The organism is Lawsonibacter hominis (assembly GCF_014287895.1).
In the GTDB taxonomy this organism is placed as follows: domain Bacteria; phylum Bacillota; class Clostridia; order Oscillospirales; family Oscillospiraceae; genus Lawsonibacter_A; species Lawsonibacter_A hominis.
This window is the reverse complement of the sequence record NZ_JACOPP010000024.1, coordinates 1-12,915: the sequence shown is the minus strand read 5'-3', so window position 1 is coordinate 12,915 and position 12,915 is coordinate 1. Positions and strand designations below refer to the sequence as shown.

The window sequence follows — 12,915 nt, the reverse complement described above, 5'->3', positions numbered from 1 at the left end:
AGCCTGACCGGGCCTGCGGGGCCGCGGCGGCGGCGGAGGTGCCCGGATGAGTGAGCAGCTTTTATCGGTCGGCATTGATATCGGCACCTCCACCACGCAGCTGGTCATCTCGCGGCTGGTCCTGGAAAACCGGGCCAATCCCTTTTCCGTGCCGCGGGTAGCCATCGCGGAGCGGGAGGTGCTCTACCGCAGCGACATCCACTTTACGCCCCTGAAATCGGAGACCGTGATCGACGCCGACGGGGTACGGCGCATTGTGGAAGAGGAGTACCGGAAGTCCGGCTTTGACAAGCGCCAGATCGGCACCGGCGCGGTCATCATCACCGGGGAGACCGCCCGGAAGGAAAACGCGTGGGAAGTGCTCGGCGCCCTGTCGGCCTTTGCCGGAGACTTTGTGGTGGCCACCGCCGGGCCGGACCTGGAGAGCATCCTGGCCGCCCGGGGCGCGGGCGCGGACGCCTACGCCCGGGAGCACCATACCGATGTGCTCAACTTCGATATCGGGGGCGGCACCTCCAACCTGGCGCTTTACTCCCATGGGGAGCTGGTGCGCACCGGATGCCTGGATGTGGGCGGACGGCTGATCAAGCTGGAGCGGGAGACGGGGCTGGTCACCTATGTCTCCCCAGTGCTGCGGAGGACGGGAGTGTGCCCGCCCCCCGCGGCAGGGGAACGGGCACACCCCGAAGCGCTGGCGCCGGTGGTGGAGTTTTTGACTCAGGCGCTGGAACAGGCGGCGGGACTGCGGCCGGGCCGGGATAAGCTGGACGCCCTTTTGACCGAGGGGACCCGGTGGGAGCCGCCGGACCGGCCGCCGGTGTGCTCCTTCTCCGGTGGGGTGGCCGACTGCATCTACACGCCCCAAGGGGACTGGCGCGCCTATGGCGATATCGGCGTGCTGCTGGGCCGGGCCATCCGGGAGTCGCCCCGGTTCCGCGGGGCACAGCTGCGCGCCGGCACCGAGACCATCCGGGCCACGGTAGTGGGGGCGGGCAGCCACTCCACGGAGCTCTCCGGCTCGACCATCTTCTATCGGAACGCGGTGTTCCCGCTGAAAAACCTGCCCATCCTGAAGCTTACCGAGGCGGAGGAACGGGGATCGGCCCAGGCGCTGGAGCAGGCCATCGGGGCCAAGCTGCGCTGGTTTGCCGATGAGGGCGGCCTGAGCCAGTTGGCCCTGGGCCTGCGGGGAGAGGAAAACCCCAGCTATTCCCGTGTGCGGGAGCTGGCCCAGGGCTTGGCACGGGGGCTGGAGCCCCTGCGGCGGGCGGGGTTTGCAAGCGTGGTCGTGGTAGAGCGGGACATGGCCAAGGTGCTGGGCCAGACCATGGCGCCCCTGCTGGAGGGACCTGTTTTGTGCCTGGACGGCGTGGGGGTGGACAACGGCGACTACATCGACATCGGCGCGCCCGTCGCCAATGGAGCTGTATTGCCGGTGATCATTAAGACGTTGGTATTCAACAAGTAGGGCGGGGATGCCCCGCTGCAAGGGAGCGGATTTTTTTGATACTCAAAACAAAGCTGCTGGGCCATGTGTACCAGTTTCAGTCGGTCAAGGACGTCTTGGCCAAGGCGAACGAGGTCAAGTCGGGGGATTCCCTGGCGGGCATCGCCGCCGAGAGCGCCGAAGAACGGGTGGCGGCCAAGGTGGTGGTGGCGAACCTGACCCTGGCCGACCTGCGCAACCATCCCGCCGTCCCCTATGAGGAGGACGAGGTCACCCGTATCATCCAGGACGACGTGAACGAAACGATCTATGACGAAATCAAGAACTGGACAGTGGCCGAGCTGCGGGAGTGGCTGCTGGACGAGCACAACGACTCCGCCGCCATCCGGCGTCTCAGCCGGGGGCTTACCGCCGAGATGATCGCGGCGGCAGCCAAGCTTATGAGCAATATGGACCTGATTTACGCGGCCAGGAAGATCACCGTCACCGCCCACTGCAACACGACCATCGGGGAGCCGGGCACGCTGTCCTGCCGCCTTCAGCCCAACCATCCCACCGACGACCCGGACGGCATCATGGCAAGCCTGCTGGAGGGGCTGACCTACGGCGCGGGGGACGCGGTGCTGGGACTGAATCCGGTAGACGACAGTGTGGAGAGCGTGCGCCGTGTGCTGGACCGCTTCCATGAGATCCGCAACCGCTGGGCCATTCCCACGCAGATCTGCGTACTGGCCCACGTGACCACCCAGATGGAGGCGGTACGCCAGGGGGCGCCCTGCGATCTGATCTTTCAGTCCATCGCCGGCTCCCAGAAGGGAAACGAGGCCTTCGGCCTGGACGGCAAGCTGATCGAGGAGGCACGCCAGCTGGCGCTGCGCCAGGGCAATGCCGAGGGGCCCAATGTGATGTATTTCGAAACCGGGCAGGGCTCGGAGCTCTCCTCCGAGGCCCACCATGGGGCCGACCAGGTGGTTATGGAGGCACGGTGCTACGGTTTTGCCAAGCGCTTTCAGCCCTATTTGGTCAACACGGTGGTGGGCTTTATCGGCCCGGAGTATCTTTACAACTCCAAGCAGGTCATCCGGGCGGGGCTGGAGGATCACTTCATGGGCAAGCTCACCGGCATCCCCATGGGGTGCGACGCCTGCTATACCAACCACATGAAGGCCGATCAGAGCGACATCGAGGACCTGGCCGTCCTGCTGACCACCGCCGGGTGCAACTATTTTATGGGCATCCCTCACGGGGACGACGTCATGCTCAACTACCAGACCACCGGGTTCCATGAGACGGCGGCCCTGCGGGAAATGTTCGGGCTGACCGCCATCAAGCCCTTCCAGCGCTGGCTGGAGCAGATGGGCTTTGTGGAGGACAACAAGCTCACGGCCCTGGCGGGGGACGCGTCGATTTTACTGGCCTGACGCGGCCGGCGGGCGAGGGCCTCTCCGGCCGGGCGGGCAAAAAAGCGGCGAAGCCGTCCCGTACGGGCCGAGCGGTATATTCTGCGGCGCACAGAAGGCGAATTGCCCCGAAGGGGCAAGCGAGGCAGTGGAAAAAGCGGCTTTGCCGCCGGTTCGAGGAAGCTGCACGAAGCGGTCGGCAAAAATTTCATGGGAAGCGTCCGTCCCGGGGGAACCCGATGTCTCCCGGAACGGGCGGATCCTGATTTTATTCCGTCGTCTGCGGACGACAGAACTCTGCGAGGCGAAGGAGCAATCGATATGAACGAAAAAGAGGTACGCGCCCTGGTGGAGCGCATGATCGTGGAGCTGGCGGGCCAGGCGCCCACGCCCCAGGTGAAGGGAGCGGACTACCACCCCATGGAACGGGAGAGCACCGCCGGAGACGGCTGTCTGGACGACATCTCCGAGATCGATCTGCGGCGGCAGTATCTGGTCAAGGACCCCCGCAACGGCCCGGCATTTCTGGACCTGAAGCGGAAGACCCCCGCCCGCCTGGGGGTAGGCCGGGCGGGCGCCCGGTACAAGACCATCACCATGCTGCGCATGCGCGCAGACCATGCGGCCGCGCAGGATTCCGTGTTTTCCCACGTGGACGAGGCCTTTGTGGACCAAAACGGCTGGGTGTTTACCCAGACGCTGTGCGCCGACAAGGACGAATATCTGACCCGCCCCGACCGGGGCCGCCGGTTCGACGAGCAGAATCAGGCCATCATCCAAAAGACCTTTGGACGCAGCCCCAAGGTGGCCCTGGTGGTGGGGGACGGTTTGAGCTCCGCCGCCATTGAGGCCAACGCCGCCGACTGCATGCAGGCCATCCGGGCGGGCCTGGAGGCCTATGGCATTCCGCCCGGGCCGGTGCTCTTTGTCAAGTACTGCCGGGTGGGGGCCTGCGATCACATCGGAGATCTGACGGGGGCGGAGGTGGTGTGCATGCTGGTCGGAGAACGGCCCGGTCTGGTGACGGCGGAATCCATGTCCGCCTACGTGACCTATCAGCCCCACATCGGCATACCCGAGTCCAAGCGCACCGTGGTATCCAACATCCACCGGCAGGGCACCACCGCGGTGGAGGCCGGGGCCCACATTGCGGAATTGATTCACAGGATGCTGGAGAAGAAAGCCTCCGGCATTGATTTGAGGTGATGTTATGACAGGCGACCGGATCCCGGCCAAGGTATTGGCCACCCATACCATTGCAAACGTCAGCGAGACGCTGGCCCAGAAGCTGGGCCTGCCCCAGGAATACCGCTCCATCGGCATCCTTACCGCCGACAGCGACGATGTGACCTACTGCGCCCTGGACGAGGCCACCAAGGCCGCCGCTGTGGAGGTGGTCTACGGCCGCTCCCTCTATGCCGGAGCGGCCAATGCTTCCACCAAGCTGGCGGGAGAGGTCATCGGCATTCTGGCGGGGCCCAACCCGGCGGAGGTCCAGAGCGGGCTGAGATCCTGCGTGGACTTTATGGAGAGCGGCGTGGGCTTTGTCTCCGCCAACGAGGACGACTCCATCGTCTACTTCGCCCATACCGTCTCCCGGACAGGCAGTTATTTGTCCAAAACGGCGGGGGTAAAGGAGGGCGAGGCCCTGGCCTACCTGATCGCGCCCCCGCTGGAGGCGGTGGTGGGCCTGGATGAAGCGCTCAAGGCTTCCGACGTGGAGCTGGTAGCCCTTTTTGAGCCGCCCAGCGAGACCAACTTCGGCGGCGGTCTGCTGACCGGCACCCAGTCCGCCTGCAACGCGGCCGCCGCTGCGTTCGCCGAGGCGGTCAAGGCCGTGGCGGCCCGGCCGCGTGAGGTTTAGACGCGTCGCTTTTCGGCGCAAACGCGACGCGCCGTCCGGGGGAGAGCGCTTCCCTCCGGACGTGCACCTGCGGTGCGCCCCCCTCCGCGCTTTGAGGGGGCCGCCGCGGCTGGCATCGATTCCGCAAATGTCTGCAAAGGCGGCAAGCCGTCTCTGCAAGCCCAAGGAGGGAACGATTTGGACAAGGACCTGCAATCCATTCAGGAGGTGCGGGACCTGCTGGGACAGGCCCGGCAGGCGCAGCGCGCCCTGGAACGCATGACCCAGGAACAGCTGGACAAAATAACGAAGGCCATCTCCGCATCGGCGGCGGAGCAAGCCCGCAGACTGGCGGAGCTGGCGGTGGAGGAGACCGGCTTCGGTATCCCGGCGGACAAGGAGATCAAAAACCGCTTTGCCGCCCTTACCCTCTACGACGCCATCAAGGACGAGCGCACCCACGGCATCCTGGCCGAGGACCGGGAGAAACGCACCATCGACATCGGCGTACCGGTAGGGATCGTGGCGGGGTTGGTGCCCTCCACCAATCCCACCTCCACCGTCATTTATAAGGCCATGATCTGCCTGAAGGCGGGCAATCCGATCCTCTTTTCCCCGCACCCCAGCGCGGCGGGCTGCATCCTGGAGGCGGTGAACGTGGTGCGCCGGGCGGCGGAGAGCGCCGGCGCGCCGGCGGGAGCCATCGCCTGCATCACAAATCCTACCCTGGAGGCGACCCAGGCGCTGATGCGCCACGACGCGACCCGTCTGATCCTGGCCACCGGAGGCGGAGCCATGGTCAAGGCGGCCTACTCCTCCGGGACGCCCGCCATCGGCGTGGGCGCGGGCAATGGACCGGCCTATATTCACCGCAGCGCCGACGTGAGGCTGGCCGTCAAACGCATCCTGGATTCCAAGACCTTCGATAACGGCACCATCTGCGCCAGCGAGCAGTCCATCGTGGTCACCCGGGAGATGGAGGCGGCGGTGAGCGCCGAGCTGAAGGCCCAGGGGGCCTATCTCCTCTCGGATGAGGAGCACAGCCGGCTTTCCCGGTTCATCCTGCGCTCCAACGGCACCATGAACCCCGCCATCGTAGGCAAATCGGTGGAGACGGTGGCCAAGCTGGCGGGGCTGGACCGGGTGCCGCCCACGGCGCGGGTGCTGGTGGCCCGGGAGCGGGGCGTTGGCCGGGGCTATCCCTATTCCAACGAGAAGCTGGGCCTGATCCTGGCCTACTACGTGGAGAGCGACGAAGAGGCGGTGCTCCGCCGCTGCGTGGAGATCCTGGAGTGGGAGGGCGCGGGGCATACCTTTGCCATCCACGCCCAGGACGAGGACACCGTCAAGCGCTTTGCCCAGGAGGTGCCCGCCAGCCGGGTGCTGGTGAACACCCCGGCGTCCCTGGGCGGCGTGGGCGCCACCACCTGCCTGTTCCCGGCGCTGACCCTGGGATGCGGCGCGGTGGGCGGCTCCTCCAGCTCCAACAACATCGGGCCGCTGGACCTGATCAACATCAAGCGCGTGGCCTGGGGCGTGCGGGAGCTGGAAGATCTGCGGCAGGATCGCGCGCCGTACCAGCCGGGACGGCCGGAACAGGCTGTGGCCATGCCCGGCCTGGAGGAGCTGGTCCAGCAGATCCTGAGGAGGCTGAACGTATGAGCGAGGTCAACGCCGACGGCGTGCTGCTCAACCCCCATGAGGCCATTCTTCAGCAGGTACAGGCCCTGTCCAACACCCTGATGGCCGAAACGCCCCAGGGGATGGAGGACGACCAGGAGCATACCGTCTTCGCCGGAAACGGCGAGGCGGCCGGGACGGTGGGCGGCGCGCCACATATCCCGCCCGAGACCGCCGCTCCGCCGGGCAGGCGCCGGGGGGCGGGGAGCGGCAGCTACGCCGCCGCCCGTCCGGACGCAGCAGGCCCAAAGACGGCGCGGCCCCGGAGCGCCAAAAAGGAGAGCCAAAGCGCCGCCCTTCCCAAGGAAGCGGCGGATGAAAAAAACAGGAATCACAGGAGGAACGAACGTATGGCAAACACGAATGCGCTGGGCATGGTGGAGACAAAGGGACTGGTGGGGGCCATCGAGGCCGCCGACGCCATGGTGAAGGCCGCCAACGTCCAGCTGGTGGGAAAGGAACAGGTGGGCGGCGGCCTGGTGACCGTTATGGTACGGGGCGACGTGGGGGCCGTCAAGGCCGCCACCGACGCGGGCGCCGCAGCCGCTGAGAAGGTGGGCGAGCTCATCTCCGTGCACGTCATCCCGCGGCCCCATGCCGAGGTGGATCACATCCTGCCCCATACCAAGGGCGAATCCGACGGACAGTAAGCCATGGCCCTGCTGACCGAAGAGGATGTGCGCCGCATGTCGGACAACGGCGCACGCGGGCCGGTGGTGGTCAATCGGGACCAGGTGCTCACACCCGGGGCGAAAGACTACCTGCGGGAGCACCGGGTGGAGGTCGTCTACCCCCAGGGAAGGCCCGAGGGCGCAGCAAAGCCGGGCTCCGGCAGCGCGGAAGCCCCGTCTGCGCCCCGATATCAGACGCTGTTCGGCGCGGCGCTGACCGAAAAGCCGGAGCATATGACCCATCTCAAGGGCAATCTCCTGGTCTTTAAGGACCACCCCCGCATCGCCTTCCGGGGCTGGATCGACGCGTTGGAGGCGGAGATCACCCTGGCCCAGCAGGCGGCCGCGGGGGAGGGCTGCCCCGCGCTGGCGGAGGAGCTGGAGGAGGTACTGGGGTTCGTACGGCGCTATATCCGCTTCGACGTGCTGGACGAGCCGGTCGGGAGCATCCGGCTGTGCGGCTATACGCCGGAGCAGCTGCGGGAGTATTCCCATTACCCGGAAAAGCACTTCGGCCAGCCCCATTTTATGATCCGCTACACCGACGGGCCCGCCCTTTTGGCCCTCAACAAACTGCGTACCGTGGTGCGGCAGACCGAGCTGGCCGCCTATGCCGCGTTCCGGGACCCGGATGGGAACGTGACGCGCAGCGACATGATCCTGGGCCTGAACCGGCTGTCCTCACTGATGTGGATCATGATGATCAAGTGGAAGGCCGGGCAATACCGGCGCCAATCCTGATGCGCGGCGCGCTGGGGCGCCGCGCCGTACAAGGCGGTGGACCAACATGACAACCAATGTACTTGCGATCGAACGCCTGGCGGAGGAGATCGTATCCCGGCTGACCATCGAGATCGAGGCCAGCGGACGGCATATCCACTTGTCACGGGGCGATCTGGAGGCCCTGTTCGGCGCGGGCTATCAGCTCAACCGGGTCAAGGATCTCTCTCAGCCGGGGCAGTACGCCTGCGCCGAGCGCTTGACCCTGGAGGGCCCCAAGGGAAAACTGGAGCGTGTGGTGATACTCGGGCCGGAACGGAGCGAGAGTCAGGCGGAGATCTCCCTGACCGACGCGGTGGCCCTGGGGATCACGCCCCCGGTGCGTCTCTCCGGGGATATCCAGGGTACTCCGGGCCTCACCGTGCGCCATGGGGAGCGGGTGATCCGCCTGGAGCGGGGCCTGATCGTGGCCAAGCGCCATATCCACATGACGCCTGAGGACGCCGGCCGTCTCGGCGTGGCGGACGGTCAGAACGTCCGGTTCCGGTGCTTCACCAACCGGCCTCTGGTCTTCGAACAGATGGAAGTGCGGGTGTCCCCCAAGTTTTCCACGGTGGTGCATATCGACTACGACGAGGCCAACGCCTGCGGCTTCCAGAAGGGCGACAGGGGGATGATTTTGCCGTGAGACGCGTTCCGACCGCCGCGGTGCCGGCCGCTCCCGCTTCCGCCGCCCCGGGCGGCCGGGGGATGAGGCTGCCGTGACGCTGGAGCAGAGAGGGGAGCGGTTGGTCATCACCAGCCTGCCCATCCAGGACATGGCCCTTCTGTCCCTGGGCATCCCGCTGGACGAGCCGGCGCGGCAGGTCCTGGGCGCGCTGCTGCGGGGGGAGCGGGTGGCGGTACTGGCCGAAGCGATGGAGTACAGGCAGTACAAGCGTACCGCCCCTATGGGCATCTACCAGAAATTCGTGGGCATGGAGCGCCAGATGAGGGAGATGGGCATCGGTGTTATTAGGACAAGTGGCGGGTAAGGTATGGGCCACCAAGAAATCCCCCGCCCTGACGGGACAGGCCCTGCTGACCGTAGCGGTGGACGGGGCGCTGCTGGTATGCGCGGACTGCGTGGGCGCGGGAGAGGGGGAGCGGGTCCTGGTGGCCACCGGGGGCGCGGCACGGGTGGCGGCGGGAGCGCATATCCCCATCGACGCCGCCATTGTGGGCATCATCGATGGGCCGTAGGGCAGAACGGAACCGTCCGTGCGCCCGCCGGTCCGGCAAACGGTCCCGCCCTGCCGCGCCGGTTTTTGCCCGGGCCGCCGGGATTGCCGCAGAAAACGGGTCTGTCTGAGCGGCGCCTTCGGGAAGCGCTTTTATGCCAAGCTATAAGAAAGGGGACATGTAAATGTCCGTCAATGAGATCATTGTATACCTGATGGTGGTCTTCATGGCCCTGGGCGCCATAGACCGTATCATCGGCAACCGCTTCGGGCTGGGGGAGAAGTTCGAGGAGGGCATCCTGGCCATGGGCTCCCTGGCCCTGTCCATGGTGGGTATCATCTGCCTGGCCCCGGTGCTGGCCCGTCTGCTGAGCCCTGTGGTGGTCCCGTTTTATCAGTTCTTGGGCGCGGACCCGGCCATGTTCGCGGGAACCATTCTGGCCAATGATATGGGCGGTGCGCCCCTGGCCCAGGAGCTGGCCCTCACCAAGCAGGCCGGACAGTTCGGCGGGCTGATCGTAGGCTCTATGCTGGGGCCCACCATCGTGTTCACCATCCCCGTGGGGCTGGGCATCATCCGCGCGGAGGACCGCAGGTATCTGGCTACCGGCGTGCTGGCGGGCGTGGTGGCCGTCCCGGTGGGCAGCTTTGTGGGCGGCCTGGTGGCGGGCTTCCCGGTGGGGATGGTGCTGCGCAACCTGATCCCCATCGTTCTCTTCGCGGCGCTCATCGCCCTGGGCCTCTGGCTGATCCCCAATGGAATGGTCAAGGGCTTTCAGGTTTTCGGCAAGATCATCGTCATCATCATCACCATCGGGCTGGCCGCCGCCATCATCCAGAAGCTCACCCCCCTCACCATTATCCCGGGCATGAACCCCATCGAAGAGGGCGTCGCCATCGTGGGCGATATCGCAGTGGTGCTGGCGGGCGCGTTTCCCCTGGTCTTCGTCATCACCAAGGTGTTTCAGAAGCCTCTGCTCAAGCTGGGGCGGCTGCTGGGTATGAACGATGTGGCGGCTGCCGGAATGGTGGCGACCCTGGCCAACAACATCCCCATGTTCGGTATGATGGCCGATATGGACAAGCGGGGCAAGGTCATCAATGTGGCCTTCGCCGTGTCCGCGGCTTTTGTCTTCGGAGACCATTTGGGCTTTACCGCCGGGTTCGATTCCACCATGATCTTTCCCATGATCGTGGGCAAGCTGGTGGGCGGCGTCGGCGGTGTGATCGTGGCCATGCTCCTCACAGGCAAGGACGGCCGGGAGGAACGGAATGGATAAGAATGCATTGGAGGCGCTGGTGCGCCAGGTGCTGCTGGAAAAGCTGGGCGGGGGCGCCCACGGCGTGCGTGCCGTCCGGGTACCCGACCTGCCGGTCTCCGAGGAGCATCGCATGGACACGGGCGACCCCCGCCACCGGGTCTATACCCGGGATCTGTTTTCCCTCCAGGAGAGCCCGCGCCTGGGGGCGGGCATCATGGAGATGACCGACACCACGTTCCCCTGGACCCTGCGCTACGACGAGATGGACTACGTGATCAGCGGAAGACTGGACGTGCTCATCGGCGGAGAACGCGTCAGCGCCGGTCCGGGCGAGGTGATCTATATCCCCAAGGACAGCTCCATCCAGTTTTCCGTCACGGGCCATGCCCGATTCCTGTACTTCGTCTACCCCGCCAACTGGCAGGAACAGGCGTAGCACAGCACAGAAAGGAAGCGCCCTATGCCAAAGGACAGCCAGCCCGACAACAAGACGGCACGAAGAAAGAAGTGCAACGGGCAGACCCCGCTGACCCGGGAGAACCAGAACCAGAATCCCAATGCAAAGAAGCAGTCGCTGCCCAATAACGATGTGTGAGGTGCCTCTATGGCAAAGCAAGGCATGAAGCGCCCCGAGCGCACCCATGAAAAGCCCCGGAACGAAGCGCCCCCCGTGCCGGAGCTCCAGGGCAGGCCCAAAACCGCCAAGGAAAAGGCCAAGCCCATCACCGAGCGGTAAGCGTACGCACCGGGCGCCGCCCCCGTCACCCGCGTGAGACGCCGGGGATGGGGGCGGTTTTGTGCCGGGGAGGGCCCGGAGCGCGGCATAGCCGCGGACATGCCCGCATATACATGCCACAGTGAACGAAAAAGCAATACACAGGAGCGTGGATGGATATGCAAACTGGCTGGAATGAGAACCGGGCGCTGCTGCGGGGCGTGGCGGCGGCGGCGCCCACCCTTTCCCATGAGAATCACGGCGTGGCTTACGAGACCTTTCCGCTTTCGGTGCTGCGGCTCTCCGGCTCGGAGGACCGGGTAAACGTCATCGCGGCCCGGCCGCTGCTGGAGCAATGTCCCGTGGCGGTCGGCACACCGCTGGAGGTGGAGGGGGAAGTGCGCTCCTTCAACAACAAGAGCGGCCGGGGCAGCCGGCTGGTCATCACTCTGTATGCCCGCTCCCTGCGGAAGGGCGGGGGGGAGCCGGCCAACGATCTGGTGCTGGCGGGGGTGCTGTGCAAGCCGCCGGTCTTCCGCCGCACCCCGCTGGGACGGGAGATCTGCGATTTGATGCTGGCGGTCAACCGCCGCTATGGCCGGGCGGACTATCTGCCCTGCATCGCCTGGGGCGGGCTGGCCCAGCGCTGCGCCGGGCTGGAGGTGGGGGACGGGGTGCGCCTTGCCGGACGGCTGCAGAGCCGCTCCTACACCAAGGTTGAGGACGGCGTCAGTCAGCAGCGGGTGGCCTACGAGGTGTCCGTGATGAAGCTGGAGCCGGTGGAGTTGGGGGATACATAGCCGGTAATCCCTGCCGGAGGGTTCCACGGACTTGTATGTCCGACCTGTTTCCGTTACAAGGAAGGAATTGGAGCACAGGGGGGAAACGATCATGAGACATGCGGGAAGAAGCATCCTGCTGGCCCTGGCGCTGTCCCGCCTTTCTGCCGCCGCATTCTTCTGAACCGGCCTTGTCTTTCATAAGATGGAGCAAACGAAGTTTAGGAGGTCCAGCTATGAAAGTGTTCCTGCTCCAGCGAAAGCGCCTGACCGCCCTGGCCTGCGCCCTGGCGGCGGCGGCCATGTTCTATGTGGTCAATTATCCTGCGGCGGTCAGCGCCTATGCCACCGACCGGCAACTGCCCATCTACTGCGTCCAGCGGGATCAGAAGATGCTCTCCATATCCTTTGACGCAGCCTGGGGCAACGAGGATACCCAGCAGCTTATCGACATCTTGGGCAAGTATAACGTCAAGGCAACGTTTTTTGTGGTAGGCTCGTGGGTGGATAAATACCCCGAATCGGTCAAGGCGCTCCATGATGCCGGGCACGAGGTGATGAACCACTCCAACGATCACGCCCATATGTCGCAGCTCTCCAAAGAGGAGATCATTGCCGATGTGGAGGCCTGCAACGACAAGATCGAGGCGGTGACCGGCGTGCGTCCCACCCTGATCCGGCCGCCTTATGGAGAGTATGACAATAACGTGATCACTGCGATCCGCTCCATCGGCATGGAGCCCATACAGTGGGATGTGGACAGCCTGGACTGGAAGGACCTTCCGGCGTCGGAGATCATACAGCGGGTCACTTCCAAGGTCCAGCCGGGATCCATCGTGCTCTTTCACAACGCCGCCCTCCACACCCCGGAGGCCCTGCCCAGCATTCTTGAAAAGCTGCTCCAGGAGGGCTACACATTTGTTCCGATCTCTCAGATCATCCTGCCTGGAACCTACGGCAGCGACTATACCATCGACCATACCGGAAAGCAGATCCCGGCCATCGCAGCCCCGGCGCAATAAAATGGCGGGATTCCCGCAAGCGGGGCGGCCTGTTTCAGATAAGGTAAAATAAGTTGCGCAAATATAAAAGAGGATAAAAAGAGACATGGTTTGCAGAACTCTGGTAGAATGAAGTTGCGACACACCATTCTGAAAGGAGTCTGTAAACCATGTCCG

At 65.2% G+C, this 12,915-nt stretch carries 16 protein-coding genes; all 16 read left to right on the top strand.

Annotation, left to right across the window (positions count from 1 at the left end):
- Window positions 1-46: 46 nt before the first annotated feature.
- The 16 genes from eutA to H8S57_RS13530 all read left to right on the top strand — a co-directional run bounded on the left by eutA (window position 47) and on the right by H8S57_RS13530 (window position 12,759).
- Window positions 47-1,468, top strand: a complete 1,422-nt coding sequence (gene eutA / locus H8S57_RS13595) for an ethanolamine ammonia-lyase reactivating factor EutA (RefSeq protein ID WP_186908576.1) — start codon at window positions 47-49, stop codon at window positions 1,466-1,468.
- A 35-nt stretch (window positions 1,469-1,503) separates the two neighbouring features.
- Window positions 1,504-2,868 carry an ethanolamine ammonia-lyase subunit EutB gene (locus H8S57_RS13590; RefSeq protein ID WP_186908575.1) on the top strand — a complete coding sequence of 455 codons (1,365 nt, stop codon included), beginning with the start codon at window positions 1,504-1,506 and terminating at the stop codon, window positions 2,866-2,868.
- Between the two features lie 300 nt (window positions 2,869-3,168).
- Complete coding sequence (eutC, locus tag H8S57_RS13585; protein ID WP_186908574.1) at window positions 3,169-4,053, top strand: ethanolamine ammonia-lyase subunit EutC; 885 nt, start codon at window positions 3,169-3,171, stop codon at window positions 4,051-4,053.
- 4 nt (window positions 4,054-4,057) lie between these two features.
- Window positions 4,058-4,711 carry an ethanolamine utilization microcompartment protein EutL gene (eutL, locus tag H8S57_RS13580; protein WP_186908573.1) on the top strand — a complete coding sequence of 218 codons (654 nt, stop codon included), beginning with the start codon at window positions 4,058-4,060 and terminating at the stop codon, window positions 4,709-4,711.
- Between the two features lie 177 nt (window positions 4,712-4,888).
- The gene (locus H8S57_RS13575; RefSeq protein ID WP_186908572.1) at window positions 4,889-6,352 is read left to right on the top strand and encodes an acetaldehyde dehydrogenase (acetylating); all 1,464 of its coding nucleotides are present in this window, start codon (window positions 4,889-4,891) and stop codon (window positions 6,350-6,352) included.
- Between the two features lie 368 nt (window positions 6,353-6,720).
- On the top strand, window positions 6,721-7,020 hold the full coding sequence (gene eutM, locus H8S57_RS13570) for an ethanolamine utilization microcompartment protein EutM (RefSeq protein ID WP_186908603.1): 300 nt from the start codon (window positions 6,721-6,723) through the stop codon (window positions 7,018-7,020).
- A gap of 3 nt (window positions 7,021-7,023) precedes the next feature.
- Window positions 7,024-7,782 (top strand): cobalamin adenosyltransferase family protein, encoded by a 759-nt coding sequence (locus tag H8S57_RS13565; protein WP_186908571.1) that lies wholly within the window; start codon window positions 7,024-7,026, stop codon window positions 7,780-7,782.
- 46 nt (window positions 7,783-7,828) lie between these two features.
- Window positions 7,829-8,449 (top strand): phosphate propanoyltransferase, encoded by a 621-nt coding sequence (pduL, locus tag H8S57_RS13560; RefSeq protein WP_186908570.1) that lies wholly within the window; start codon window positions 7,829-7,831, stop codon window positions 8,447-8,449.
- Between the two features lie 73 nt (window positions 8,450-8,522).
- A complete protein-coding gene (locus H8S57_RS13555) occupies window positions 8,523-8,795 on the top strand; it encodes a hypothetical protein (RefSeq protein WP_186908569.1) in 273 nt (90 codons plus the stop codon).
- Entirely contained in the window at window positions 8,785-9,003 is a 219-nt protein-coding gene (locus H8S57_RS13550) for a EutN/CcmL family microcompartment protein (protein ID WP_369807630.1), read from the top strand. Before H8S57_RS13555 ends, H8S57_RS13550 begins: the two co-directional genes overlap by 11 nt.
- A 163-nt stretch (window positions 9,004-9,166) precedes the next feature.
- Window positions 9,167-10,261 carry an ethanolamine utilization protein EutH gene (gene eutH / locus H8S57_RS13545; RefSeq protein ID WP_186908567.1) on the top strand — a complete coding sequence of 365 codons (1,095 nt, stop codon included), beginning with the start codon at window positions 9,167-9,169 and terminating at the stop codon, window positions 10,259-10,261.
- The gene (locus H8S57_RS13540) at window positions 10,254-10,679 is read left to right on the top strand and encodes a EutQ-related cupin domain-containing protein (RefSeq protein ID WP_186908566.1); all 426 of its coding nucleotides are present in this window, start codon (window positions 10,254-10,256) and stop codon (window positions 10,677-10,679) included. The genes eutH and H8S57_RS13540 overlap by 8 nt, the downstream gene beginning before the upstream one ends.
- Window positions 10,680-10,703: 24 nt before the next feature.
- Window positions 10,704-10,838 carry a hypothetical protein gene (locus tag H8S57_RS17745; RefSeq protein WP_256176536.1) on the top strand — a complete coding sequence of 45 codons (135 nt, stop codon included), beginning with the start codon at window positions 10,704-10,706 and terminating at the stop codon, window positions 10,836-10,838.
- Between the two features lie 9 nt (window positions 10,839-10,847).
- On the top strand, window positions 10,848-10,979 hold the full coding sequence (locus tag H8S57_RS17740) for a hypothetical protein (RefSeq protein ID WP_256176535.1): 132 nt from the start codon (window positions 10,848-10,850) through the stop codon (window positions 10,977-10,979).
- A gap of 152 nt (window positions 10,980-11,131) precedes the next feature.
- A complete protein-coding gene (locus H8S57_RS13535) occupies window positions 11,132-11,758 on the top strand; it encodes a single-stranded DNA-binding protein (protein ID WP_186908565.1) in 627 nt (208 codons plus the stop codon).
- Between the two features lie 215 nt (window positions 11,759-11,973).
- Window positions 11,974-12,759, top strand: coding sequence for a polysaccharide deacetylase family protein (locus tag H8S57_RS13530; RefSeq protein WP_186908564.1), 786 nt, complete (start codon window positions 11,974-11,976; stop codon window positions 12,757-12,759).
- Window positions 12,760-12,915 lie beyond the last annotated feature (156 nt).